31 protein-coding genes are annotated in these 24,174 nt (G+C 69.1%); 18 read left to right on the forward strand and 13 right to left on the reverse strand.

Annotated elements, in window-relative coordinates; genetic code table 11:
- Together B4589_RS10665 and B4589_RS10670 are read right to left on the reverse strand one after the other, a co-directional pair.
- Positions 1-210 (reverse strand): molybdopterin-binding protein, encoded by a 210-nt coding sequence (locus B4589_RS10665; RefSeq protein WP_079234255.1) that lies wholly within the window; start codon positions 208-210, stop codon positions 1-3.
- Between the two features lie 68 nt (positions 211-278).
- Positions 279-1,691: a phosphoglucomutase/phosphomannomutase family protein gene (locus B4589_RS10670; RefSeq protein ID WP_079234256.1), complete on the reverse strand. Its 1,413-nt coding sequence runs from the start codon at positions 1,689-1,691 to the stop codon at positions 279-281.
- Between the two features lie 91 nt (positions 1,692-1,782).
- Here B4589_RS10670 and B4589_RS10675 point away from each other — a divergent pair, with 91 nt between their 5' ends.
- From B4589_RS10675 to B4589_RS10685, 3 genes are read left to right on the forward strand one after another with little or no spacing between them, the layout of a single operon-like run.
- Positions 1,783-2,010, forward strand: coding sequence for a hypothetical protein (locus B4589_RS10675; protein WP_079234257.1), 228 nt, complete (start codon positions 1,783-1,785; stop codon positions 2,008-2,010).
- 2 nt (positions 2,011-2,012) lie between these two features.
- Positions 2,013-2,210, forward strand: a complete 198-nt coding sequence (locus tag B4589_RS10680) for a helix-turn-helix transcriptional regulator (RefSeq protein WP_079234258.1) — start codon at positions 2,013-2,015, stop codon at positions 2,208-2,210.
- Positions 2,211-2,259: 49 nt separating this feature from the next.
- A complete protein-coding gene (locus tag B4589_RS10685) occupies positions 2,260-2,871 on the forward strand; it encodes an NADPH-dependent FMN reductase (RefSeq protein ID WP_079234259.1) in 612 nt (203 codons plus the stop codon).
- Positions 2,872-2,917: 46 nt separating this feature from the next.
- On the opposite strand, the gene B4589_RS10690 is transcribed toward B4589_RS10685, so the two are convergent.
- A complete protein-coding gene (locus B4589_RS10690; protein WP_079234260.1) occupies positions 2,918-3,178 on the reverse strand; it encodes a GIY-YIG nuclease family protein in 261 nt (86 codons plus the stop codon).
- A gap of 126 nt (positions 3,179-3,304) precedes the next feature.
- The gene (locus B4589_RS10695; protein WP_176330522.1) at positions 3,305-3,460 is read right to left on the reverse strand and encodes a hypothetical protein; all 156 of its coding nucleotides are present in this window, start codon (positions 3,458-3,460) and stop codon (positions 3,305-3,307) included.
- Positions 3,461-3,747: 287 nt separating this feature from the next.
- On the opposite strand from B4589_RS10695, the gene B4589_RS10700 reads away from it, so the two are divergent.
- Positions 3,748-3,915, forward strand: a complete 168-nt coding sequence (locus B4589_RS10700; protein ID WP_053946871.1) for a DUF1931 family protein — start codon at positions 3,748-3,750, stop codon at positions 3,913-3,915.
- Positions 3,916-3,983: 68 nt separating this feature from the next.
- Here the strand turns inward: B4589_RS10700 and rpiA are convergent, their stop codons facing one another.
- Genes rpiA through B4589_RS10715 form a run of 3 tightly spaced genes read right to left on the reverse strand, consistent with a single transcriptional unit; the run spans position 3,984 to position 6,518 of the window.
- Positions 3,984-4,670: a ribose-5-phosphate isomerase RpiA gene (gene rpiA / locus B4589_RS10705; protein ID WP_079234262.1), complete on the reverse strand. Its 687-nt coding sequence runs from the start codon at positions 4,668-4,670 to the stop codon at positions 3,984-3,986.
- 52 nt (positions 4,671-4,722) lie between these two features.
- A complete protein-coding gene (locus tag B4589_RS10710) occupies positions 4,723-5,391 on the reverse strand; it encodes a VOC family protein (RefSeq protein WP_079234263.1) in 669 nt (222 codons plus the stop codon).
- Positions 5,391-6,518: an ORC1-type DNA replication protein gene (locus B4589_RS10715; RefSeq protein WP_079234264.1), complete on the reverse strand. Its 1,128-nt coding sequence runs from the start codon at positions 6,516-6,518 to the stop codon at positions 5,391-5,393. Before B4589_RS10715 ends, B4589_RS10710 begins: the two co-directional genes overlap by 1 nt.
- 615 nt (positions 6,519-7,133) lie before the next feature.
- Between B4589_RS10715 and B4589_RS10720 the strand changes: the two genes are divergently transcribed.
- The gene (locus tag B4589_RS10720; RefSeq protein ID WP_079234265.1) at positions 7,134-7,502 is read left to right on the forward strand and encodes a helix-turn-helix domain-containing protein; all 369 of its coding nucleotides are present in this window, start codon (positions 7,134-7,136) and stop codon (positions 7,500-7,502) included.
- Positions 7,499-7,843 (forward strand): hypothetical protein, encoded by a 345-nt coding sequence (locus B4589_RS10725; protein WP_079234266.1) that lies wholly within the window; start codon positions 7,499-7,501, stop codon positions 7,841-7,843. The genes B4589_RS10720 and B4589_RS10725 overlap by 4 nt, the downstream gene beginning before the upstream one ends.
- 172 nt (positions 7,844-8,015) lie before the next feature.
- On the opposite strand, the gene B4589_RS10730 is transcribed toward B4589_RS10725, so the two are convergent.
- The 3 genes from B4589_RS10730 to B4589_RS10740 form a co-directional block, all read right to left on the reverse strand.
- Entirely contained in the window at positions 8,016-9,011 is a 996-nt protein-coding gene (locus B4589_RS10730; protein ID WP_079234267.1) for a radical SAM protein, read from the reverse strand.
- Positions 9,012-9,093: 82 nt separating this feature from the next.
- On the reverse strand, positions 9,094-9,936 hold the full coding sequence (locus B4589_RS10735) for a VOC family protein (protein WP_079234268.1): 843 nt from the start codon (positions 9,934-9,936) through the stop codon (positions 9,094-9,096).
- A gap of 88 nt (positions 9,937-10,024) precedes the next feature.
- Positions 10,025-10,873, reverse strand: a complete 849-nt coding sequence (locus B4589_RS10740) for a hypothetical protein (RefSeq protein ID WP_079234269.1) — start codon at positions 10,871-10,873, stop codon at positions 10,025-10,027.
- A gap of 80 nt (positions 10,874-10,953) precedes the next feature.
- Here B4589_RS10740 and B4589_RS10745 point away from each other — a divergent pair, with 80 nt between their 5' ends.
- On the forward strand, positions 10,954-12,045 hold the full coding sequence (locus B4589_RS10745) for a DUF373 family protein (RefSeq protein WP_079234270.1): 1,092 nt from the start codon (positions 10,954-10,956) through the stop codon (positions 12,043-12,045).
- Between the two features lie 3 nt (positions 12,046-12,048).
- Positions 12,049-12,648 (forward strand): cupin domain-containing protein, encoded by a 600-nt coding sequence (locus B4589_RS10750; protein WP_079234271.1) that lies wholly within the window; start codon positions 12,049-12,051, stop codon positions 12,646-12,648.
- Here the strand turns inward: B4589_RS10750 and B4589_RS10755 are convergent.
- Positions 12,632-13,474, reverse strand: a complete 843-nt coding sequence (locus B4589_RS10755) for a polyprenyl synthetase family protein (protein WP_079234272.1) — start codon at positions 13,472-13,474, stop codon at positions 12,632-12,634. The genes B4589_RS10750 and B4589_RS10755 overlap by 17 nt on opposite strands.
- Before the next feature lie 105 nt (positions 13,475-13,579).
- Here B4589_RS10755 and B4589_RS10760 point away from each other — a divergent pair, with 105 nt between their 5' ends.
- Positions 13,580-14,203 (forward strand): methyltransferase domain-containing protein, encoded by a 624-nt coding sequence (locus tag B4589_RS10760; RefSeq protein WP_079234273.1) that lies wholly within the window; start codon positions 13,580-13,582, stop codon positions 14,201-14,203.
- 27 nt (positions 14,204-14,230) lie between these two features.
- Here B4589_RS10760 and B4589_RS10765 read toward each other — a convergent pair whose 3' ends face one another.
- Both B4589_RS10765 and B4589_RS10770 read right to left on the reverse strand, forming a co-directional pair.
- Positions 14,231-14,722: a type IV pilin gene (locus tag B4589_RS10765; protein WP_079234274.1), complete on the reverse strand. Its 492-nt coding sequence runs from the start codon at positions 14,720-14,722 to the stop codon at positions 14,231-14,233.
- Positions 14,723-14,763: 41 nt separating this feature from the next.
- On the reverse strand, positions 14,764-16,032 hold the full coding sequence (locus B4589_RS10770) for a hypothetical protein (RefSeq protein ID WP_079234275.1): 1,269 nt from the start codon (positions 16,030-16,032) through the stop codon (positions 14,764-14,766).
- A gap of 96 nt (positions 16,033-16,128) precedes the next feature.
- Between B4589_RS10770 and B4589_RS10775 the strand changes: the two genes are divergently transcribed.
- The 9 genes from B4589_RS10775 (at position 16,129) to B4589_RS10815 (ending at position 24,172) form a co-directional block, all read left to right on the forward strand.
- Positions 16,129-17,160 (forward strand): hypothetical protein, encoded by a 1,032-nt coding sequence (locus tag B4589_RS10775; protein ID WP_079234276.1) that lies wholly within the window; start codon positions 16,129-16,131, stop codon positions 17,158-17,160.
- Positions 17,161-17,232: 72 nt separating this feature from the next.
- Positions 17,233-18,030 carry an electron transfer flavoprotein subunit beta/FixA family protein gene (locus B4589_RS10780; RefSeq protein WP_079234277.1) on the forward strand — a complete coding sequence of 266 codons (798 nt, stop codon included), beginning with the start codon at positions 17,233-17,235 and terminating at the stop codon, positions 18,028-18,030.
- Positions 18,027-18,980: an electron transfer flavoprotein subunit alpha/FixB family protein gene (locus tag B4589_RS10785; RefSeq protein ID WP_079234278.1), complete on the forward strand. Its 954-nt coding sequence runs from the start codon at positions 18,027-18,029 to the stop codon at positions 18,978-18,980. The genes B4589_RS10780 and B4589_RS10785 overlap by 4 nt, the downstream gene beginning before the upstream one ends.
- 268 nt (positions 18,981-19,248) lie before the next feature.
- Entirely contained in the window at positions 19,249-19,581 is a 333-nt protein-coding gene (ahaH, locus tag B4589_RS10790) for an ATP synthase archaeal subunit H (protein ID WP_079234279.1), read from the forward strand.
- Entirely contained in the window at positions 19,568-21,733 is a 2,166-nt protein-coding gene (locus B4589_RS10795) for a V-type ATP synthase subunit I (RefSeq protein WP_079234280.1), read from the forward strand. The genes ahaH and B4589_RS10795 overlap by 14 nt, the downstream gene beginning before the upstream one ends.
- A gap of 199 nt (positions 21,734-21,932) precedes the next feature.
- Entirely contained in the window at positions 21,933-22,193 is a 261-nt protein-coding gene (locus B4589_RS10800; RefSeq protein ID WP_079235216.1) for a F0F1 ATP synthase subunit C, read from the forward strand.
- A 22-nt stretch (positions 22,194-22,215) separates the two neighbouring features.
- Positions 22,216-22,797, forward strand: a complete 582-nt coding sequence (locus B4589_RS10805; protein WP_079234281.1) for a V-type ATP synthase subunit E — start codon at positions 22,216-22,218, stop codon at positions 22,795-22,797.
- On the forward strand, positions 22,794-23,849 hold the full coding sequence (locus B4589_RS10810) for a V-type ATP synthase subunit C (RefSeq protein WP_079234282.1): 1,056 nt from the start codon (positions 22,794-22,796) through the stop codon (positions 23,847-23,849). The genes B4589_RS10805 and B4589_RS10810 overlap by 4 nt, the downstream gene beginning before the upstream one ends.
- The gene (locus B4589_RS10815) at positions 23,846-24,172 is read left to right on the forward strand and encodes a V-type ATP synthase subunit F (RefSeq protein ID WP_079234283.1); all 327 of its coding nucleotides are present in this window, start codon (positions 23,846-23,848) and stop codon (positions 24,170-24,172) included. The genes B4589_RS10810 and B4589_RS10815 overlap by 4 nt, the downstream gene beginning before the upstream one ends.
- The last annotated feature ends 2 nt before the right edge of the window (positions 24,173-24,174 follow it).

Consider the following 24,174-nt stretch of genomic DNA (forward strand, 5'->3'; position numbering starts at 1 on the left):
TCAGTCCTTGTTGACCATCACTTCGCTCGCCTTGATCACGGCCTCGACCGCGTCGCCCTCGGTGAGATCGAGTCGGTCGGCGGAGCCCCGCGTGATCGTGGAGGTGATCGTCTGCCCGTCGGGGAGTTCGATCACGACCTCTGCCATGATCTCGTCTTTCTTCACGGACTGGACGGTGCCGGAGACGGCGTTTCGTGCGCTGAGTGCCATACAGGTGTCAACGCTCTGTGGGAAGATATCGCTTTCGTGAGTCGGGGTGGCCCGGTGCAGGCTGCCGCTCAGATCAGCGGCGCGACCAGCTCGCGACCGGCGTCGAGCACCGCCTCGACGCGGGCGGCCGTCGACGCCTCGGCGTACACCCGCAGTTTGGGCTCGGTGCCGGAGGGCCGCACGAGCAGCCACGAGCCGTCCTCACAGAGCAGTTTGAACCCGTCGACGGTGACGGTTCGCTCGACTGGGACGCCCGCCACCGCGTCGGGGATCTCCTCCTCCAGATCGTCGAGCACGCGCCCCTTCTCGGCGTCGGGACAGTCGAGGCTGACCTTGTCGGCGACGATCCCGCCGTGCTCGGCCTCGAGCCGTTCGATCCGGTCGTCGTAGGACTCTTCGGCCTCGATCGCGCAGGCCAGCAGCGCCATCAGGACGCCGTCTTTCTCCCGGACGTGCCCGCGAATCGAGAAGCCGCCGGACTCCTCGCCGCCGATGAGTGCGTCGTGCTCGCCCATCGCGTCGGCGACCCACTTGAAGCCGACCGCGGTCTCGACCACGCGCTCGCCGTGGGCCTCGGCGACGCGGTCGATCAGGAACGTCGTGGAGACGGTCCTGATCGCCGGCCCCGAATCTTTCTCCAGGAGCGCGTCGTACGTCGCCGCGAAGAAGCGGTTCTCACCGAGGTAGCCCGCGGGCGTGATCACGGCGATGCGGTCAGCGTCGCCGTCGTTGGCGATCCCGATGTCGGCCTCGCCGTCGACGACGTGGTCGGCCAGCGCGTGGAGGTTCGACTCGGCGGGCTCCGGCGCGCCGCCGCCGAACTCGGGGTCCGCCTCACACCGCAGGCGCTGGACCTCGGCGCCGGCGTCCTCGAGCACCTCGTCGGTCACGCCCCGCCCCGACCCGTGCATCGCGTCGTAGGCGACCGTGAGCCCGGAGAGGTCGACGCCGCCGTCGTCGGTGCTGAACCCGTAAGCGGCGACGAGCTCCTCGACCGCCTGCATGTGCGGGCCGATCAGATCCTCGCGGACGACATCGCCGTGTTCCGCCTCGGGCAGCGGTTCGGGCTCGCGGAGGTTCGCCTCGATCCGATCGGTGATCTCGGGCATCGCCGGCGTGCCGTCGCCGGGGAAGTACTTGATCCCGTTGTACTCCGGGGGGTTGTGGGAGGCTGAGAGGATAACGGCGCCCGCACACTCCCGGTCGACCGCGTTCCAGACCGCGGTTGGCGTGGGGACGTCCCGCTCGGGCAGAATCACGTCGAACCCGTTGGCGGCGAGCACGTCGGCGACGCTCTCGGCGAAGCCGGGCGAGGAAGGTCGCGCGTCGTAGCCGACGACGACGGCGCCCTCGACGTCTTCCTCCCGGAGGTAGTCGGCGACGCCCTGTGCGACGATGCGCACGCGGTCGTCGGTGAACGTGTCGAGCGTGGCCCGCCAGCCGTCGGTGCCGAAGTGGATCGCGTCGGTGGGGTCGGTCATGGGTCGGCGTTGGTGGGTCGGGGAGAAAAAGCCGCCCCCCAGCCGCGCCGTGGAAAACTTCTTTACCACTGTAGAAAGGAAACTTGACTCGATGGTCGAACTCATCGGTCCCGAGGACGAACGAACGCGGGAGATCGGGCGGCGGGCGGGGCTGAACGCCTTCGTCGCCGTGTCGGCGTTACTGATCTTCGCCGTCGTGCGTCGGGTGGTCACGGAGGGGCTCGGCGCGCTCGGGGCGGTGCAGTTCGAACTCGCCGTCGTGTCGTTGGGTTTTCTCGTCTACGTCGTCACCGGGCTCTACTACACGCGAACGATCTGACGATGGAGAACGATCTCGCGGTCAGGCGGGCCCGCCGCGACCTGACACAGCAGGAGCTCGCGGCGGCGGTCGGCGTCTCCCGCCAGACGATCGGGGCGATCGAGGCCGGCCGCTACAACCCCCGACTGGATCTCGCGTTCCGGCTCGCGGCGCAGTTCGACTGTCGGATCGAGGATATCTTCACCCCCGACGGGGAGTGAGCGCGCGCGTTCCGACCGCCTTTTCTGCCGAGCCGTGGAACGCGTTCGCATGACTCGAGTCGTCGCCGTCAGCGCCAGCCTGCGCGACGGGAGCTACACGAAGGCCGCCCTCCAGTACGCCCTCGACGCCGCCGAGACCGCCGGCGTCGAGACCGATCTGATCGACCTCGGGGCCGTCGACCTGCCGCTGTACGACCCCGACCGCGACACCGCCGACGCCGGCGAGGCCGAGGAGTTGCTCGCGCGCGTCCGCGCGGCCGACGGCGTGCTGCTCGGGACGCCCGTCTACCACAGCTCCTACTCCGCGGCGTTCCGGAACTTCCACGACTACTGTGGGTTCGACGAGTACGAGGAGACGGTGGTGGGGCTGCTGGTCACGGCCGGCGGCGGCACGATCGCCGACACGCTCAACGACATGCGCAGCACGGTTCGCGGCGTCCACGGCTGGGTGCTCCCCACGCAGGTCGGGTTGCGCAGCGCAAGTAGTCGATTCAGGGAGCGGACCCAGGAGCCGGCTCCCGACGAGATCGGTGCCGGCGCCGAGTACGTGTTCGTCGACGACGACCTCCGTGCCCGGACCTGCAAACTCGGCTACCGCGTCGGCACCTACGCCGAGCGTGCACCCGAGTTCATCCGCATCGAGGACGAACCGGACTGGTAGGATCGAACCGCCTGCGGGTCCCCTTTTTAGAGTGGGTGGCGGAACCCTACTCCAGCTCCGGGGTCGGCGACGACTCGACCAGCCGTTCCTTCTCGGCTCGGGAGCGCTGTTTGATCTCGTACTCGCGGGACATCGCCGCCGACTTCGTCTCGAACGACTCGACGTGGACGAGCTCGACCGGCGTACGCCCGCGGGTGTACTTCGCCCCCTCGCCGGCGTCGTGTTCGGCGACACGCCGGGCCACGTCGGTGGTGTAACCCGTGTACAGCGTGTCGTCCGCACACGAGAGGACGTAGACGTAGTGCACGGTGGGAGAAGCGCGGCCGAACGCCTAAGCGGTCCGGTCCGGCGCGGTGCAAAAGTGGATGTGGATCGGGAGCCGGCGCGGCGCCGCACCACGCCGGGAACGTGGCAGTCGTGTGGCGATACCCCGTCAGTGGGTTTCGGTACGGGTCCGGTCCCGGGCGACTTCCGCGATACCGGCGTTCGCAGCACACGAGGGGCAGGCGTCGAGCCGACCTTCCTCGTCCGCGAACACGCGTGCGAAGCGCTCGGAGACGTGTGACCCGCAGTGGTCACAGCGTGACATCGGTTCACCGGTATCCACCGGTACCGGCAGTTGGGGGTACGCCACCCACGGGCCAATAGGTTTATGGCTATTCTCGCCGCTCTGCCGTGAAACGAACGGTTCCGGGCTCGTTCCGCCGATTTCGCCGTCGGCGTACGCCTGTCTCCCACCCGGCAAGCCCGAGCGACGAGCGCCCTAGTCGACTGGCGGACCGTCACACCTAAATGTGCTGATTTCACGGCCTGGCGGGTCCCCTTCGGTCGATTTGGGAAATCTTATTAAGAGGGGTCCAGTAGCATGGGACGCACATGTCCAACCTTATCGTCAAGGCCGCCGTCAAGGAGTACCTCGATGAGAAGAACGTCGCTTCGGACTTCTACGACGCCCTGGACGAGGAAGTCGAGGAACTGCTCGACGACGCCGCCCGCCGAGCCGAGGAGAACGACCGGAAGACGGTCCAGCCGCGCGACCTTTAAATCCGGTAGCAGCCGTTCGGTTCCCGTTTTTCGCGAGCTAGTCCCGTAGCGGCGTCGCCCGCGATCGCTCAGTAGGTGCTGATCTCGACCCCGTCGTCGCTGCCGGTATGGAGTTCGTCGACCAGGTCGACGAACAGCCCGTGTTCGACGACGCCGGGCGTTGCCGACAGCGTCCGCGCCAGCCCGTTCGGGTCGTCGATCCTGCCGAACGCACAGTCGAGCACGAGGTTCCCGTTGTCGGTGACGACGGGGCCGTCCTTTCGCTCGGCGGCCCGGAGCTCGGGGTCGCCGTCGGCCGAGCGGACGGCGTCGGCGACCGGCCCCCGGGCGTCGGGGAGGATTTCGACTGGAACGGGGTGGGAGAGCTGCTCCGACTCCTTCGTGGGATCGGCGACGACCACGAACCGGTCGGCGGCGCTGTCGACCAGTTTCTCTCGGGCGTGGGCCGCGCCGCCTCCCTTGATCAGCGCGCCGTCAGCCGCTACCTCGTCGGCACCGTCGATCGCCACGTCCGGGCTGGCTTCGTCCAGATCCGTCAGCGGGATCCCGACCTCCCGGGCGAGTTCGCGCGACTGGAACGATGTCGGGATCCCCCGAACGTCGAGCCCGGCGTCGACGCGCCGACCCAGCGCGCGGATGGCGTGAGCGGCGGTGCTGCCCGTCCCGAGCCCGACCACGTCGCCGTCCTCGGGGATGTCGGCAGCCGACTCGCCCGCCCGCCGCTTCGCGTCATCGTCGCCGCCGGTCTGCTTCATGCGCCGCCGTTGGATCGGGGGGAGCAAAGGCGCGTCGGCGCGGCGCCCCGGCTCAGCCGTCGATCCCCACGACCGTGACCCGGCCGCCGTCGAACGAGACGGTCCCCCTGCCACCGGCCGCGACAACCGTCAGCGGCGCCGGTACTGCCGGCTGCGCCGTCGGGAACCAGTCCCGCCCCGGCGCCGCGAGCACGAACGCGCCGTCCTCGTCGTCGAGGTACGCGAACTCGTCGTCCGGCGAACCGTCCACGTCGAACACGTCCGCGAGCGCCGCGGCGGCTGTGGGTACGTCGTCGACGACGACACCGATCTCCCCGATATCGAGCAGCGAATCGGGGCCGAACCCGTCGCCCTCGTTCGGTCCCGCACGTCCGCCGCGGGCGAGGAGTTCGAGCACGTTTCCGGCGGGGTCGGCGGCGTAGACGGCCGTGGCGTCGAGGTACTCGTAGCGGAACTGCGTCCGGCCGTCGTCGGCCAGCAGGTCGGCGCGGGCGTCCAGCCACGCCGCGGCGGCGTCCCCGCTGTCGCCCGGGACGGAGAACGCGACGTGGTAGGTCGGGGTTTCGCCGGCCGACGCCCGCCGGAACTCCATCGCGGACGCGCCGACGGCGACGACGAACCCCTCGACGGTGTCGCTGACTGGCAGGCCGAGCGTCTCGGCGTAGAACGGGCGGAGGGCGTCGGGATCGGCGGTCGAAAGCGTGACGTGGCGGAGGCGCATCACTCCAGCCGGTCGAGCACCGCCTCGGGCTCGTACGCCAGCGAGAGCGAGCGCGAGCGCCCGCGGCCCTCCACGTCGGCGTACTCGGTCTCGAGCACCCCGAGCTGTTCGAGCTTCTTCACGATCTCGGAGTAGCGCGTGTAGCCCAGGTCGGTCTCCTCGTGGAACGCCTCGTACACGTCGCCGGCCTGCTCGCCGCCGTGCTCGGCGACGACCCGGACCAGCGCGCGTTCGGAGTCGGAGAGCTCCCGGAGGCTGCGCGCGAGGTGGACGTACTTCGAGCGCTCGTACGCCTCCTCGATGTCCTCATCGGAGATGGTTCGGGAGCCCCGCATCTCGGCGTTCAGCCCGGCGCGCCGCAGCAGGTCGATCCCGACGCGGAGGTCGCCGCTCTCGGCGGTGAGTTCGGCGACGCGGTCGAGCTCCGGCGCCGAGAGCACGCCGTCGTGGAACCCCCGCTCGACGCGTTCCCGGAGGATGTCCACGATCTCGGGGGCGTCGTAGGGGGGGAAGTAGATGTCTTCGGGCCGGAACACGCTCTGGACGCGGGAGTCGAGCTCGTCCATCACCGACAGCGAGAGGTCCGAGGAGACGACGACGACGCCGATGCGCGCGCCGGCGTGGGTCTCGTGGGCCCGGAGGAGCGAGTACATCGTGTCGGAGGCCTCGTTCTCGTAGAACAGGTAGTTCACGTCGTCGAGCGCGACGATAAGCACCTCCTCCTCCTCGACCAGGCGATCGGTCACCTGCTCGAACAGCTTCTTGAACGAGACGCCGGAGGAGGGTGGCTCGTAGTCGAACACGCTCTGGAACAGCCGCGAGAACACCGCGTACCGCGTGGAGTCGACCTGGCAGTTCACCCGGACGGTGCGGACGCTGGGGGCTTCGACGCCGAGCTCGCCGAACAGCTTCTGGACCGCGGTGGTTTTCCCCGTGCCGGGCGGGCCGCGGATCACGGTGTTGAGCGGGCGGGAGCCCCGCACCGCGGGCCGGAGCGCGTACTTCAGGCTCTCGAGCTGGCTCTCGCGGTGTTCGAACGTCTCGGGGACGTAGTCGACTTCGAAGACGGACTCGTCGCGGAACACGGACTCGTCCCACGAGAGCATGCCGTCGGGGTCCCCGGTCATGGTTCGGTGTCTCGGCGGTGAGCACTTAACGGTTTACGAGCGATGGGTGGGGTGTTGGGACTTTGTGGGGTTGGGTAGACATTGCTGGGCTGGATTTGCTGATTGAGGTTGTGGTCGTCGTTGTTGTCCTTCGACTGCCCGAATCAGGGCGCCCAACGCTGTGAAAGCCCCTGTCCGCTCCGGTCGCGCGACTCGCTGCGCGCTTCGCTACGCTGCAGTGCTTACATCGTCGGGCTTCCCGGAGCGGACAGCCCCTTTCAGTCCCACCCGCCAGCACCGCCCACGGACCTCCCCAACCGATTCGCTCACTTCGTTCGCTCATCCCTCGCGCGCTCGTTCGCGCAGGGACGCGCTCACGTCGCGCGCCACCGCGGCGGCGGTGCGGTGGACGCCTCGCGGGCGCGACGGTCGCGCCCGCGGGGGGAGGGGTGGGGATTCGGTGCCGTGCCGGACTCTCTGTCCGGCGCCCTGCGGTCGCAAGTGTGCTACGAACGAGATGCTGCCGGTGTTGCTCTCGTCAAGACCGAGGAACGGACAGTTACACCTATTCCTCATTCCTTCAGTACAGAAATATACAGGCGATACATCCAATACGTTCCACGACAACGAATACGTATGCCCATCGACATCGAGACGTTCGAGTCCTCCTCGGACGATCGACTCCGGAGCGGCGGGGAGACGAACGCCGAACGGGTCATGCGCTTCCTCAGCGCGAACCCCGACAAGGCGTTCACCCAGAGCGAGATCCGTGACGCGACGGAGGTGAAAGCGGGGAGTATCAGCGTCGTGCTTTCCCGCCTCGAAGACCGCGACCTCGTCCGTCATAAGGGGAACTACTGGGCGCTCGGCGACGACGACGCCGTCGCGGCGTACGCGGGCGTCTCCGAGAGCACCCGCGCGGCGAACGAGCGTCTCGGCGAGGAGGACATGGCCGAGTGGCTGGAGCACGCGGTCGAGGAGGACAACAGCGAGGGCGACGAGTGAGCTACCAGCGTGGGGATGTCGTCTGGGGGCCAGACCCGTTCAAGTCCGAGGAGAACCCTCGCCCGTGGTTGATCCTGAACAACGGTTCGCACCCGTTCGGTGGCGAAGAGTACCTCACGGTCACGCTCACGACGACGCCGCATGACGAGGGAATCGAAATCACCGACGACGACTGGGTAGAGGGTGGGATGCCGCGGCGGAGCTTTGCGTCGCCGTGGGCGGTGATGTCACCGAAGGACGCGGCGATCGTCCGACGGCAGGGACGGCTCCGGGAGGCGTTCGTTCGGGAAGTGGCCGAGGGACTGTGGACGTACCTCGAACCACCGGAAGAACAGAACTGAGCTACGCCAACGGCGTCCGCTCGACCACGGTCCACTCCGACCTTTTGCTGCGGTCGGCGCCTTCGGCGCCTCCCTGGCAAAAGCTCGACCAAAAGCCTCCTCGCTCACTACGTTCGCTCGTCGGCCCGCGCTCACTGCGCTCGCGCGGTCGGCGAATCAACACTGCAGAAGATCAAGCCAACGGCGTCCGCTCGACCACGGTCCCGTCGTAGTTGGGGTACTGCTCGACGATCTCCCCCTCCTCAACGTCGCCGTCGTCGATCATCTCCTCCAGCAGCCACCACGCCACCTCGACGTGGTCGGACTTCACGGTGTAGAACTCCTCGGGCACGCCCAGCGCCTCGAAGCGCTCGGGGTCGGCGTAGCTCTTGCCGTAGACGAGCGTCCCGTCGTCGGTGACCTCGTCGAACTCCCGGCGCACGTTCTTGGCCATCCGCTTCAGCCGGCGGCGGTGCTGGGCGGCGTCTTTGAACACCGAGGTGCAGAAGTACACCTTCTCGTGGTCGCCCATCACGTCGAGGATGTCGCCGCGGCTGTCCTCGACGGCGCTCATGTGGCCCTCCTTGCGCTCGAACCCCTCCTCCTGCATCCGGCGGTAGTTCCCGTCGGACATCTCGAACTCGTTGACGTTACAGAACTCGGCGGCGCCCTCGTCGATGAGCTCCATGAACTCCGGCTCGGGCCGGATGCCCGGGATCTCGAACGCCGGCGTCAGCCCCTCCTCGCGGGCGATGTAGAGGATCTCCTCCCACTCGGTGCCGTGCATGTCGCCCCAGAGTTCGAGCGGCGGGTGGAAGCGGATCTCGTCGAGTCCGGCTTCGGCGAGTCGGCGCATGTTCTCCCGGCCGCCCGGGATCCCGGTGTAGAGGTGGATGTGGTGGTCCTCGCCGAACTCGTCTTTCAGCAGTTCGATGTAGTGGCAGGTCCGCTCCAGCACCTCCTGGGGCTCCCCGCCGGTGATGGAGGAGCCCAGCGCGTCCATGCGCTTGGCCTCGGTGAGCACGTCCTCGTCGCTCTCGACGGGCCGCTCGTTGGCGTACACCTGCTCGACGTTCTTGCGGTTCTCGCCGAGGGGACAGTAGAAACAGTCCCGCTGGTCACAGTAGCCGTAGACGAACATCACCATCTTGCCGCCCTTGGCGCACTGTTCACAGCCCTTCGAGATCATCAGTTACCACTGCTACCCCGCCGAGCCTCAAAAACGGCACGATCGGCCGTGTGGCGGCATCTCACGGTCTCGTCCCCGGCGATCACTCCGCACGGAACCGGAGCTCGATGTCGTCCGGCCCCGTGACGGCGACGCCGCCGTCGACCGCCGTCGGCTCGTCCCCGTTCGCCGCGAGTCGGTCCCGGAGCGCGTCGAGCGCGCCGTCGTCCGGAACCACGACCTCGAACCACGCCAGCCCGGCGCCGGACGCCGGTTCGGTGCGACGGTGCCACGTGTTCGCGCCGAGATGGTGGTGGTACCCACCCGCGGAGACGAACCGCGCCGACGGCAGCGTCGTCTGGGGCTCGAAGCCGACCGTGTCGACGGCGAAGTCGGTGAACGCCTCGAGCGAGCACACCTCGAGGTGGACGTGGCCCACGTCCGTTCCCGCGGGCAGCGCCAACTCCCCCGCCGCGGCGCTGGCTACGGCCTCGAGGTCGAGCGGCTCCGTCCCCATCCGGACGCGGCCGTCGTCGCTGTGGGGCCACTCCTCGCGCGGGAAGTCGCGGTAGATCTCGACGCCGTTCCCCTCCGGGTCCGAGAGGTACAGCGCCTCGCTGACGCGGTGGTCCGACGCGCCGGTGAGCTCCCACTGCTCTCGAACCCGGCCCAGCGCGTCGCCAAGCGCCGCGCGCGAGGGAACCCGGAACGCGTTGTGGTAGAGTCCGGCGCTCTCCGCCGGGCGAGCGGCCGCTTCGGCGTCCGCTTCGAGCACGAGCAGCGGCGTGTCCGCGACGCCGAGAACTGCCCGCGACGACGATTCGGCGAGCGTCCGGAACCCCACTACGTCCCGGTAGAACGCGACCATCTCCCCGAGATCGTCGACGCGGAGCGCGGTTCGGCCGATACGTGTCGCCGCCGGCAGCCGGTCTGTGTCGGTGGACATGGTGTCTGGTTCGTCCCCCGTTCGGCCCGGCGCCGTATATCGCTGCGGACGGAGGTTGTCGCCGCCCCGACCGCGCGGTACCCCGCGGTCACCCCTTCCACGCGTACCAGAGCATCGGTCCGGCGAACACCAGCGAGAGCGCGACGGGGTAGAGCAACACCAGTGTCTCGTCCGCGCCGGCGTCGCCGATCAACAGCCAGAACCCCGGCGCCGTCGCGAGCACGCCGAGGCCGAACAGCGCGACGACGACCCGCTCCACGCGGCCGATCGGGTCGGCGTCGGGATCGGCGGCGACGCCGGCATCGAGTCGCTCGCGCACCTCGGCCGCCCGTTCGCGCGGGACTGCGAGCACGCGGGGGTTCCGGAACCCGTCGGCGCCGCGGGCGTACGCGAGCCAGACGATCGTCGCGTCCCCGATGTCGACCGACCGGACGCCGGAGAGCGTCCGCAGATCCACCGCGGTGTACTGTGTCTCCAGCCGGAGATCCTCGTCGATCGTCGCCTCGGTCGTGAGCGTCATCGCGAGCAGCCCCGCCGCGAAGCTCGCGACGGCGACGGCGCCCATCGCCACCCGCGAGTGTAGCGAGGCGGCCAGTATCGCGGCGCCACACAGCACCGACGCCGCGAGTACGCCCCGCCAACTCGGCTGCCAGCCGTCGTACCCCGACGACGTGTCAACCTCGTCGTCCAGGATCGCCGCCAGCACCGGCGGTCGGGCCAGCGCCACGATCACCGCGACGCCGAGCAGGAGAACCAGTCCGATCGAGCCGTTCCGGACCGCGACGAGCGAGAACGCGACACCACCGACGGCGAGCACGAGCGCGATCGCGCCCAGCGGCGCGTACAGCCCGTAGGCGAGCAGGTGGACCCACCGGTTCGTCTCGGGCGTGACTGCCCACGACAGCGGGGAGGGCGACCGCGGGGACTCGGCGGCCATGCTCGCGAGTGGGGTCCGTGGGGCGATAAGCGTACTCACCTCCCGAAAGCAGATATGGCCCCGTGCCGTACCCCCCCGTGATGCTGTTGGTCCTCGCGGTCGACCTCGACGACGACCTCGGTCGCAAGACCGGGATCTCCACGCCCGTGCTGGGTCGGGAGGACGTCGAGGACGCCGCCACGCGGCTCGCGACCGCCGACCCCGAGGACTCCGACGTGAACGTCCTGTTCCAGGCGCTGCACACCCGCGACGAGCTCGCGGGGCAGAGCGAGGAGGTCGCGGTCGCGGCGGTCACGGGCGTCGACGGCAGCGACGTGAAAGCCAACCGCGCGGTCGGCGAGGAGGTCGACACCGTGCTCGCGGCGCTGTCGACCGGCGAGAACGTCCGCGCGGTCGTGATCACCGACGGCGCACAGGACGAGTCCGTCCTCCCGGTGATCCGCTCGCGGGTGCCGATCGACGGTCTGCGCCGCGTCGTCGTCCGGCAGGCACAGGACCTGGAGTCGATCTACTACACGATCAAGCAGGTGCTCGGCGACAAGGAGACTCGGGGCACGCTGCTCGTCCCGCTCGGCGTGCTCCTGCTCGTCTACCCGCTGGTGCTGATCGCCGACGCGTTCGACGTCGCCGGGATCTCCGTGCTGGGCGTGCTCTCCGGGGCTCTGGGCCTCTACACCCTGTTCCGCGGGCTGGGGCTGGAGGAGGCCGTCGACGACGCCGTCGAGGAGGTGCGCCAGCTGCTGTACGCCGGCCGGGTGACGCTGATCACCTACGTCGTCGCGGTGGCGCTCGTGGCTATCGGCGGCTGGCAGGGGTACGGCGCGGTGACCTCGGAGGCGTCGTCGCTCCCGCTCCCGGCGCAGGCGGCGGTGTTCGTCCACGCGGCGGTGAGCTGGTTCGCGGCCGCGGGCGTCACCTCCAGCCTGGGGCAGGTCACCGACGAGTACCTCGACGACGCGTTCCGCTGGCGCTACCTCAACGCGCCGTTCTACGTGCTCGCGATCAGCGTCGTGCTCCACGCCGTCTCGGGCTTCTTCCTCCCCGGCGAGGGCGCGATGGCGATCACCGACCTCGCGATCGCGTTGACGGCGGGGACGCTGCTGGGCGTGCTGAGCACGCTCACGTTCGCCATCGCGGAGAACCGCTTCCCGGCGGGCGCGGAGGCGGCCTGACCCGTGCCCGGGTTCCCGACCGTCGAGGCGCCACGGAGCGGGAAGCGCGTGCGCTACCTCGACGTCCCCGACGACGGGGCGACCGGCCCCGCACGCTTCGAGATGTGGCTCGCCCCGCCGCCGGAGTCCCACGGCCCGATGCGGCATATCCACCCCGAACAGGACGAGATACTCGAAGTCGTCTCGGGCACGCTCGGCGTCTGGCACGACGGCGAGACACGGACGCTCGACGCGGGCGAACGTGCTGTGATCCCCGCTGGCGACCCCCATCGGTTCTGGAACGCCGGCGACGGCGAACTCCACCTCGAAGGGGCGGTAACGCCGGGGCTGGAGACGGAGGTGTTCATGTACACCACCTACGGTATGGCCCGCGACCACGCCGCGACCCCGTCGGGGATGCCGCTGAACCCGCTCCGACTCGCGCCGGTGCTCGACCGGTACGACGACCTGCTGTACCTCGCACACCTCCCGATAGCGCTCCAGAAGGCGGCGATCCGGGCAGTCGCGCCGCTGGCTCGCGGCGTGGGCTTCCGGGCAGAGTACCCCGAGTACGTGCCGGAACCGCGGCGCGAGGCGCTCGGGCTGCCTACCGTTCCCGACTGACGACGTACTCAGCCAGGTCTTCGAGGTACTCCCGAGCCTCGCCGTCCTCGACGGTCGCGGTCGCGAGCGCGTCGAGCGCGCGATCCGACTCCGCCTTCGCCCGCCGATCGGCCTCCTCGGCGGTGAGATCGGTCACCTGGATCAGCGACGGGCGGTCCATCTCGGCGTCCTGTCCCGCGGGCTTGCCCAGGTCGTCGGCGTCGCCGGTCGCGTCCAGCACGTCGTCGCGCATCTGGAACGCGACGCCGACGCGCTCGGCGTACTCGCCCATGGACTCGACGGTGAACCCGTCGGCGTCGGCGGCGATGGCGCCCACCTCCGCGGCCGCACGGAACAGCGCGCCCGTCTTCCGGCGGGCGAGCTCCATGTACTCCGCCTCGTTCTCGGGTTGGGCCACCAGCTCGGTCGCCTCGCCCTCGCCGAGTTCGACCATCGCCTCCGCGACGACGCCCATCGCGTGCTCGTCGGCCGAAAACAGTGCGAACGCCTCGCCGAGCAGGCCGTCGCTGGCGACGATCGCCGGCCCGTAGCCGTACTCCGCCCACGCGCTGGGGGTACCACGGCGGATGTCCGAGCGGTCGATGATGTCGTCGACGACCAGCGAGGCGTTGTGAACCAGTTCGATCCCCACCGCGAAGTCGACGGCGTCCTCGGGGTCGCCGCCGGCGGCCTCGCAGGCCAGCAGCGTGACCGCCGGTCGGACTCGCTTACCGCCCGACAGCGTGACGTGTGACAGTCGCTCGGCCAGCGCGGGGGGCTCCACGGACTCGACGAGCGCCGACAGGCGCTCGTCGACGAGTTCCACCCGACGGTCGAGCGTCTCCATTACCGATCTCTCGGGGCGGTTCACCCAAGTACGTGACGAAAGCCGTCGATCCCACCGCTCCGGAAAACCGCAGCATTATGCCCCGGCCGCCCGAAACCGTGGCCAATGGGAGTTCTGGAGGACAAGTCACGGGCACGTACCTTCTACAAGTACCTCTCGAAGGTGTACGACACGGTCAACCCGCTGGTCTGGAACGAGGAGATGCGCGACGAGGCGCTCTCCCGGACCGGTATCGAGGGGGGCGACCGTGTGCTCGACGTGGGCTGTGGCACCGGGTTCGGCACCGAGGGGCTGCTCCAGCACACCGACGACGTCCACGGACTCGACCAGAGCGTCCACCAACTGGAGAAAGCCTGGGCGAAGTTCGGCAAAACCGATCAGGTGAAGTTCTACCGCGGCGACGCCGAACGCCTCCCCTTCGCCGACGACAGTTTCGACCACTACTGGTCCTCCGGGTCGATCGAGTACTGGCCCAACCCCGTCGACGCCATCGAGGAGGCCCGCCGGGTCACCAAACCCGGCGGCACCGTCCTGATCGTCGGCCCGGACGAGCCGAGCAACAGCCTGTTCCACAAGATCGCCGACGCGATCATGCTGTTCTACGACGCCGACGAGGCCGACCGCATGTTCAGCGAGGCGGGGTTCCCCGAGCGCGAACACGTCGTGATGCAGGCAAACCCCGGCAGCCCGCGGGCGATCGTCACGATCGCGACGGTCCCGGGGGAGTAGTTCTCGGTTCACTCGCTTCCCCCTCCTTCAGCCCACCTGCGTCGAGAGCGACGCGAACCGCTGCCCGCCGTGGAACAACTCGACCGTCAGCCGTGCGCCCGGCTCCGGCGTGGGGTCGTTCGTCCCCGCGACCTCGAGCGTCGTCGTCTCGCCGACGGCCCACTCGTCGTCGGTCTCGGGGTTGAACGCGCCGCTTGGGCCGCCGTGGAACCCTTCGCTTGCGAAGAAAGGCACCGGTGGCTGGTGAGCGATCTCCTCGCCGTCGATACTGATCTCGACCCGCAGCGCGTCGAGGTCGGCCGGGTCACCGCCTTCGTGGCTGAGCGTGATCCGGTCACCCTCGGCAGTCACGTCGAACGACGCCGTCGGCGGCGGTCCGGCCAGCGCGGCGGCCTGCCCGAACAGGGTGGCGCCGACGAGTGCGGCGACCGCGACGGTGATCCCGACGAGCAGCACCGTCCCGAGCGCCGGCGAGACCCCGCGGTCGTCGTCCGTCGGCGAGGGGAGCGCAGGGAGCACGGCGGGGTTGGTCGTGCTCTCTTACTTCAATTCTGGGGGGCTCAGGCGGCGAGCGCCGGCGGGTCAGTCGAGTTGGTCTCGACGTACGCGGCGGTGGCCTCGTCGCCGACCGCGAGGGCGGTGTAGCTCCCGCGCGGGGAGATCGTCCAGAGCGTGCCGTCGTCGCCGGTCCGGCCCACCGCGGTCCGCTCGGCCTGGCCCTGGCTCAGCGTGATCGAGAGGTCGATCGGGTCGCCCGACTCGGCGTCGGTGACGCTGATCCGCAGCGGGCCGCCCGGGTACGTGCGGTTGACGGTGACGTTGATCCCGTTGATGGTGTTCGACGCGACCGCGTCCGACTCGTACTGGTCGAGCGCGAAGCGCTGGTACTCCTTGAACACCGCCTCCTCGCCGCTGTCGACGAACGCCGTCAGCGACCGGCCCGGTGCGGTGACCGTGACGATGTTAGTCGTGCCGGAGGTGGTCGCGGAGGCGTCACCCAGCCGGAAGATCTTCGGGTAGCTCCTCTCGACCACGTCGCTCGCCTCGTCGGGCCCCATCGTCGCGTCGGCGTTGCCCGAGTACTCCGCGCCGCGATACGCTTCGCGGTAGTAGCTGCCGTTGTCAACGGTCGTCAGCTCGTACCCTTCGGGGCCGGTCGTGACGAAGAACTTCGTCGGCCCGTCGATGCCCCGGATCGCGTCGACCGCCCGCTCGCGGACGGGGCCGCCGAACGTGCGGAGTTCGTACTGGATCTCGGTCGGTCGCGAGAGGCTGAACCCGTCGACCTCCTCGGCCAGGTCGGTCAGTCTGCCCATCCGCCGTTCGAGCGCGTCGGCCTTCGCGGCGATGGTCGCGAGTTCGACCACGAACGCCTCGGGCGTGAGTTCGCCGTCGTTGAACGCGGTGATCGCCGCCTGCTGTCGGTCGCGGAGGGTGATGATCTCCGTCTCGACCGTCGACGACGCCTCGATGATGCGCCGGCTCCGCTCGCTGTCGCCCTCCGCGGCCTGGATGTACGCCACGATCGAGGCGGTCTCGACCTCGACGGCGCTGATGTTACCGTTGAACTCCGCTGCCGGCCCGAGGTTCAGGGTCGCGCCGTCGATCGCGGTTCGCTGGACGGCGCTGTCGGGCACGACGAGCACCCGGGTCTGGTTGCTCCCGTTCGCCGGCCCGTCCACCTGTGGGGCGGTGGCGGGCGTCTCCGCGTCGTAGTTCCGGGGGCTATCCGTCGCCGTGTCCGCGGGCGCGCCGACGGCGCCGACGCCGGCCGGCGCCACGAGCGCGAGGGAGAGGGCGAGTGCGGCCAGCAGCGCGAGGGACCTCATCGGACGACCCTACCGCCGCCTCCCCCTTAAATCTCGCCGGAGCGTCTCGACGGGGTGATAGAAAGCGTTTTGCCCGGGGGCTGTCACCCTGAGCACATGCGGTACGTAGTCGTCGCCCTCCTGTTAGTTAGTGCGCTTTCGGGCGCGGCGGTGGCACAGGAGTCACCCGACATCGCCGCGGCGACGACGACGTTCGATGTGGACCTGCAGGCTGACGGCGACGCCGACTGGACGGTCCGGACGACGATCCCGTTCGACACGGACGACGAGCGCGAGGGGTTCCGGACGTACGCCCAGCGCTTCGAGGACGGTGAGGCCGTCGCGGGGCCCGGGGTCGCCTTCTTCGAGTCGGCCGCGAACGCGTCGTCGGCCGCCGCCGACCGGGAGATGACGATCACGGGCGTCGAGCGTGACTACACGGTCGGGAACGCCACAGGGACGCTCCGCCTCCGCTTCCACTGGACGAACTTTCTCGACCCCGAGGGCGACGGTTACGAGTTCGGCGACGCGCTGGTGACCGAGGACGGGACGTGGCTGCGCTCGCTCGAATCCGGCCAGGAGATCGCCGTCCGGACGCCGCCGGGGTACGAGATCCAGCGCAGCGGCATCGAGGCCAGACAGGAGAACGAGTCGCTGGTCGTCGTCGGGCCCGAGTCGTTCGACCCCCAGGAGTTCTCGATCACCTACGCCCCCGAACCGGGGAACGGGCCGGGGTCGCCGAACGGCCCCGAGGAGGCGTTCGACCCGCTCGCCGCGGCGCTGCTGGGGCTGCTGTTCGCGGGCGTCCTCGTGCTTGCGGTGTGGCGCTGGCGCGGCGGCGAGCCTATCGCCGAGGTCGCGAACGGCGACGACTCGCCGCCGGCCGCCGATCCCGAGCCCGAGTCGGCCGAGTCGGAGGAGCCCGGCGTCGACCCCGAACTCCTCTCCGACGAGGAGCGCGTCGAGGTGCTGCTCGAACAGAACGGCGGCCGGATGCGGCAGGCCGACATCGTGAAGGAGACCGACTGGTCGGACGCGAAAGTGTCACAGCTGCTCTCCCGGATGGCCGACGAGGGCAGTATCGAGAAGCTCCGGCTGGGGCGGGAGAACGTGATTTCGCTGCCCGACGGCGAGGGCGACGAGGAGTAGGGGCTGTGGCGTGAGCGTCCGCCTGACGGCATAGCGAAAGGATTTACCCCCGGCCGTGGGAACTCGATGGCGATGAAGATTCTGGTGACCGTCAAGGAGGTGGCAGCCGTCGAGGACGACTTCGAGATCGACGGCCTGTCCATCGACGAGCGGTACCTCGAGTACGATCTCAACGAGTGGGACGACTACGCCGTCGAGGCGGCGGTGCAGATCGCCGAGAACGCCGACGAGGAGGTCGAGGTCGTCGCCGCCACGATCGGCCCCGAGCGCAGCGAGGAGACGATCCGGATGGCGCTCGCGAAGGGGGCCGACCGCGCGGTTCGCGTCTGGGACGACGCGATCGCCGAGCAGACGCTGTTCGACGTGGACGCCAAGGTGAGCGTGTTCGAGCAGGTCGTCGCCGATGAGGAGCCGGACCTCGTGCTGACGGGCGTGCAGGCCGCCGACGACGCGTTCGGCGCCACCGGCGTCGCGCTCGCGAACCGTGTCGGCTACCAGTGGGCGGCGGTCGTCAACGACCTCGACTACGCCGCGGGCGACGAGACCGCCACCGTTCGACGCGAACTGGAGGGCGGCGTCGAGGAGATCACCGAGGTTGACCTGCCGGCGGTGCTCTCGATCCAGACCGGGATCAACGAGCCCCGCTACGCCAGCCTCCGGGGGATCCGCCAGGCCCAGCAGAAGGAGATCGCGCCCCACGATCTGAGCGATCTCGGCCTCGACGCCGCGGCCGTCGACGGCGCGCTCGAACTCACGGAGATGTACGAACCCGAGAGCGAGTCCGACGCGACCATCTTCGAGGGCGGCGCCGAGGAGACCGCCGCGGAGTTGGCTGACGTACTGCGGGAGAAGGGGGTGGTCGGCGAATGACGGACGTCCTCTTCGTCGCGGAACACCGCCGCGGCGACCTGCGCGACGTGAGCTACGAGGGGATCAGCGCGGGCCGCGGCCTCGCGGACGCGCTGGGCGGCGAGCTCCACGTCGCCGTGATCTCCGGCGAGGTCGAGGCGTTCGCGGAGTCGCTGAACACCCCTGAGGTCGACACGATCCACACCGTCGACGCCGGCGAGGAGTTCGACCACGACACGTACGCGGCCGCGACCGAGGCGCTCCACGCGGCGCTCGACCCGACCGCGCTGCTGCTCCCGAACTCGGTCAACGGGCTCGACTACGCCCCCGCGGTCGCGGACTCGCTCGGCCTGCCGTACGCGACCGACGCCGTCGACATGGCGTACGACGACGGGCTGACCGTCACCCGCGAGATGTACGGCTCGAAAGTCGAGACCACCGTCGACGTGGCGGGCGACCAGTACGTCGTCAGCATCCGCGGCGGCGAGTGGCCGGCCGCCGACGGCGCCGGCGACGCCGAGATCACGTCCTTCGACTTCGACGAATCCAGCGTCGACGACGGCGCCCGCGTCCAGGGGTTCGAGGAGGTCGGCGGCGGCGACGTCGACATCAGCGAGGCGGAGTTCCTCGTCTCCATCGGCCGGGGGATCGAGGAGGAGGAGAACCTCGACCTGATCCGCGACCTGTGTGACGCCACGGGCGCGACGCTGTCCTCCTCGCGGCCGATCGTCGACAACGGCTGGCTGCCCAAGAACCGACAGGTCGGCCAGTCCGGCAAGCAGGTGACGCCGAAAGTGTACCTCGCGATCGGGATCTCCGGCGCGGTCCAGCACGTCGCGGGGATGAAGGGCGCGGAGACGATCATCGCGATCAACACCGACCCCAACGCGCCGATCTTCGACATCGCGGACTACGGGATCGTCGGCGACCTGTTCGACGTGGTGCCGGCGCTGATCGAGGAGTTCAACTGAACCTTTTGCTGCGGGCCCCGGAGGGCCCTTGCAAAAGCTTCACCAAAAGCCTCCTCGCTCCTTACAGTCGCTCGTCGGCCCGCTCGCTCGGGCACAGCCCTCGCTCGCGGTGACTACCGGCGACAACTTCCGCTCGGCGCAGCTACCGCTCCGCTCGGCGGCAACTACCGTTCTGCTCGGCGACAGCTACCGCTCCGCGGCCGGGAGTGGCCGCCTCGCTTTCGCAAACACCTTATACGCCCCGGAAAAACCACGAACCGATCAGCTAATGCCCAGACCGGAAGTTCTTGATCGGATCAAGGAGGCGGAGGACGACGCCGACGAGATCGTCGAGGAGGCTCGCCGGGAGAAGGAGGAGCGGATCGAGGAGGCCCGCGAGGAGGCGGCCGAGATCCGCGAACAGGCCGAACAGGAGGCCGACGAACTCGAGGCCGAGCGGCTCGAGGAGGCTCGCCAGGAGATCGAACGCGAGAAAGAGGAGATCCTCGAGGAGGCCGAGGCCGAGCGCGAGGCGCTCGTCGAGTCGGCCGAAGGGAACATCGAGGAGGCCGTGGAGTACGCGGTCGACCAGTTCGAGGAGGCGGTGCATGCTCAGGCCTAAACGGATGAGCAAGCTCTCGGTGACCGGCTCCAAGCAGGTGATGGGGTCGGTCGTCGAGGTCGTCCACGACGCGAACGTGCTCGACGTCTCCGAGTACGACGGGTCGTGGGACGGGTTCGAGCCGGGCGACCCGGAGGGCGAGGCCGAGCAGGCCTCCGAGCGCCTGGTCACCGTGCGGTCGATCGAGAGCATGCTCGGCGTCGACGCCGAGTCGGTCGACGCCGACCGCCCGATCACCGACGCGGAGATCGAGGAGCAGCTCCCCGAGATCCGGGACCGCGTCAACGAGCTCGACGACGAGCGCGACGCGCTCCGCGACGAGCTCCGGGGCGTCGAGGAGCGCCTCGACGAGGCGCGACCGTTCGTCGACCTGGGGATCGATCTGAACCTGCTGTCGGGGTACGACAGCCTCGACGTCGCGGTCGGCCGCGGCGACGAGGAGTCGATCGAGCGCGTACTGCTCGACGCCGACGGCGTCCAGCAGTACGAGATCTTCTCCGGCGACGACGTGCTCGCGGTGTTCGTCTACCCCAGCGAGCACGCCGAGGACGTGCTCGACGACGCGCTCGTGGGCGCGGCGTTCACGGCGATCGACGTGCCGGACGCCGAGGTCGCCCCCGAGTCCTACGTCCGGGAGCTCGAGAGCGAGAAACAGCGTATCGAGTCCGACATCGCGGATCTCGAGGACGAACTCGACGAGCTCCGGAGCCGCCACGCCGAGTTCCTGCTGGCCGCCGAGGAGCATCTCTCGATCCAGGTTCAGAAGGCCGAGGCGCCGCTCTCCTTCGCGACGACGGCCAACGCGTTCGTCGCTGAGGGATGGATCCCGACCGAGGAGTACGAACGGGTCACCGCCATGCTGAAGGACGACCTCGGCGACCGGATCGAGGTCGAGGAGGTCGAGCGCGCCGCGTTCAAGTCCGACGGCGAGGCCGTCCACGAACACGGCGAAGCGGTCGCCGACGGCGGCACCACCATCGGCTCCGACGAGCCCCCGGTCGTGCAGGACAACAACGGGCTGGTCCAGCCGTTCGAGGTGCTGGTCGAGGCGATCGGCCGGCCCAACTACCGGGAGTTCGACCCGACCGCGCTGCTGTTCCTGACGTTCCCGCTGATGTTCGGGTTCATGATCGGGGACGTGGGGTACGGGCTGGTGTACACCGCGATCGGCGGCTACCTCTACACGCAGTTCGACAGTCGCGGCTTCAAGAGCATGGGCGGCGTGACGATCGCCGCCGGCTTGTTCACGATCGTCTTCGGCGTGCTGTACGGCGAGATCTTCGGGCTGCACCTGGTCTCCGAGTGGGTCTGGGGCGGCCACTCGCCGCTGCACAAGGGGCTCATCCCCAAGTACGGCTACTGGGTGCCGGCGTGGATCCTGATCAGCGCCATGGCCGCGCTCGTCCACCTCAACATCGGCTACGTGCTGGGCTTTTTCGAGGAGCTCCAGTTCCACGGGCTGCGTGAGGCCGCCACGGAGAAGCTCTCGTGGATCCTCGCGATGAACGGCCTCTGGGTCTTCATCGCCAGCAGGTGGGCCGAAGGCTCCAAACCCGACTTCATCTTCACCGCGTTCGACAGCGGCCCCGAGGCCGCCTTCGCGCTCGAGTTCAGCGGCTTCCCCGTGATCGTCGGTCAGGCGGGGATCGGCGTGTTCGTCCTGGGCGCCGCGCTGCTCGCGATGGGGTCGGTCGCCGAACTCGTCGAGATCTTCGACACGCTGGTGAACGTGCTCTCCTACGCCCGACTCGCGGCGGTGCTGCTGGCGAAGGCAGGGATGGCGTTCGCGGTCAACCTGTTCTTCTTCGGCGTGTACGTCGACGAGGGTGGCGGCTGGCACTTCGGCCACAGCGGCATGCCCGACGCCGAGGCGGTCGCCGCGCTCGGGCCGGGCGAGACGCTCGGCTACCACGGGTACGAGGTGACCGAGATAATGTTCGGCGGGCTGATGCACGGCGGCATCGCCTCCCTGCTGGGCGGGATCGTCATCCTCGTGTTCGGCCACCTGCTCGTGCTCGCGCTGGGTGTCACCAGCGCCGGCCTGCAGGCGGTGCGTCTCGAGTACTACGAGTTCTTCTCGAAGTTCTTCGACGGCGGCGGCCGCGAGTACGAGCCGTTCGGCCACGAGCGCGTCCACAGCCGCGACGAGTAACCTACTCTCCCCGCGTTTTCCCTTTCCGACGCTCGTCGAGTTTCTTCGAACTGACAGCTCGAATTCTGCTACCCCACCCTGCCGTGTGTGGCAACCTCACACGGCTCTCTCCGGCGCCTTTGGGAAGGTTTATGACCGTCGTGGGGCCAACTACGGCTTGTTCGGAGACGACTGACGACGAATCCGAGTGGATACCCCTATGTTCGAAACCGCACCCCAAGTTGCAAGCCTCGTACTGCAGGAAGGTAGCACCAGCCCGGCCATCACTGGTACCGGGATGGCCGCCCTCGCCGTCGGTCTCGCCGGCCTCGGTGCCGGATACGCCGAGCGTGGGATCGGGTCCGCCGCCGTCGGCGCCGTCGCCGAGGACGAGGATCTCTTCGTTCGGGCCCTGATTCTGACGGTCCTGCCGGAGACGATCCTGATCTTCGCGCTGGTCGCCATGATCCTGGCAGCGTAACCGTTCCTCTCCCTTTCCGCTCATGAGCTTGGAAACTGTCGTCGAGGACGTTCGAGACGAAGCCCGCGCGCGTGCCGAGGAGATACGCGAAGAGGGCGAGAGCCGGGCAGAGGAGATAATCTCGGAGGCGGAGGCCGACGCCGAGGAGATCGTACAGCAGCGCGAGCAGGAGGTCGAGGCACAGATCGACGAGGAGCGCGAACAGGCGCTGTCGAGCGCGAAGCTCACGGCCAAGCAGAAGCGCCTGGAGGCTCGTCGTGACGTGCTGGAGCAGGTCCGCGAGCAGCTCGAGGAGCGCGTCGCCGAGATCGACGGCGAGCGCCGCGAGGAGCTGACTCGGTCGCTGCTCGACGCCGCCGCCGACGAGTTCGACGAGGACGCGGACGTGCAGGTGTACGGCCGCGAGGAAGACGAGGAGCTGCTGACCGACCTGCTCTCGGAGTACGAGGGCTGGTCGCTCGCCGGCACCGAGGACTGCCTCGGCGGCGTCGTGGTCGAGAGCGAGAGCTCCCGAGTCAGCGTGGACAACACCTTCGACTCCGTGATCGAGGAGGTCTGGGACGAGGAGCTCAAACACATCAGCGAACGACTCTTCGAAGAATGAGCACGACCGGCAGTTCCAACCCGGAGTACGTCAACGCTCGCGTGAGCGCCCGGCGTGCGACGCTGTTCGACGAGGAGGACTACCGGAAGCTGGTGCGGATGAGCCCCGACGAGATCACCCGCTACATGGAGGAGTCGACGTACCAGGGGCCGATCAACCGGCTCGGCTCGCGGTTCTCGGGCGTCGACCTGATCGAGTACGCCCTGAACGCGGGGCTGGCAGAGACGTTCGACGAGCTGCTGGCGTGGGCGGACGGCCGCCTCTACGAGCAGGTCGCGCGCTACCTGCGGAAGTTCGACGCCTGGAACGTGAAGACGGCCGTCCGCGGCGTCTACGTCGACGCCGAGAGCGACGCCGTCGAGGACGATCTGATCCGTGCCGGCGAGTTCGACGACGCGATGCTCGACCGGCTCGTCGAGGCCGAGAGCATCGAGGCGATCGTCGATCTGCTCGACGGTACGGTGTTCGGCGACCCCCTCGCGGCGGCCGCCGAGGAGTACGAGGAGTCCGGGACGCTCGTCCCGCTGGAGAACGCGATCGACCGGGCGTACTACGAGAACCTGTTCGAGGGCGTCACCAGCGCCGCCGGCGCCGGGCCGGAGTCGGCGTACGCCGAGTACCTGCAGGCCGAGATCGACTTCCGGAACGCGCGCAACGCGCTCCGGCTCGCCCGCAGCGGCGCCGACGTCGACCCCGCCGAGTACTACATCGAGGGCGGGACGCTGTTCGATCCCGAGGAGCTGTCGACGCTCGCCCGGGACACCGAGCAGCTGGTCGAGCGCATCCGCGGGAGCCAGTACGGCGACGAGCTCTCCGCGGCGCTCGACGAGCTGGCGGAGGCGGACAGCCTCATCGGCTTCGAGCAGGCGCTCGAGGCCGCGCTGCTCGAGCACTCCCGCAACGCGGCACACGCCCACCCGATGTCGGTGTGTCCCGTGATCGCGTTCGTGCTCGCGAAGGAGCGTGAGGCGGACAACATCCGTGCCATCGCCCGAGGCACCGAGGCGGGGCTCGACCCCGACGAGATCCGGGCGGAGCTGGTGGTACGATGAGTCAGGAGATCGCCGTGGTCGGGAGCCCGGAGTTCACGACCGGGTTCCGCCTCGCCGGCGTCCGGAAGTTCGAGGACGTCCCCGAGGAGGAGAAGGAGGAACGGCTCGACGACGCCGTCGAGTCGACGATGGCCGACGACGACGTCGGCATCGTCGTGATGCACGACGACGACCTCGACTACCTCTCGCGGGGGACCCGCGAGGACGTCGAGACGAGCGTCGAGCCGACGCTGGTCACCCTCGGTGGCGGCGCCGGCAGCGGCGGGCTGCGCGACCAGATCAAACGAGCCATCGGTATCGACCTGATGGACGAGGAGGAGTAACT

It is taken from the genome of Halolamina sp. CBA1230 (assembly GCF_002025255.2).
Lineage (GTDB): Archaea > Halobacteriota > Halobacteria > Halobacteriales > Haloferacaceae > Halolamina.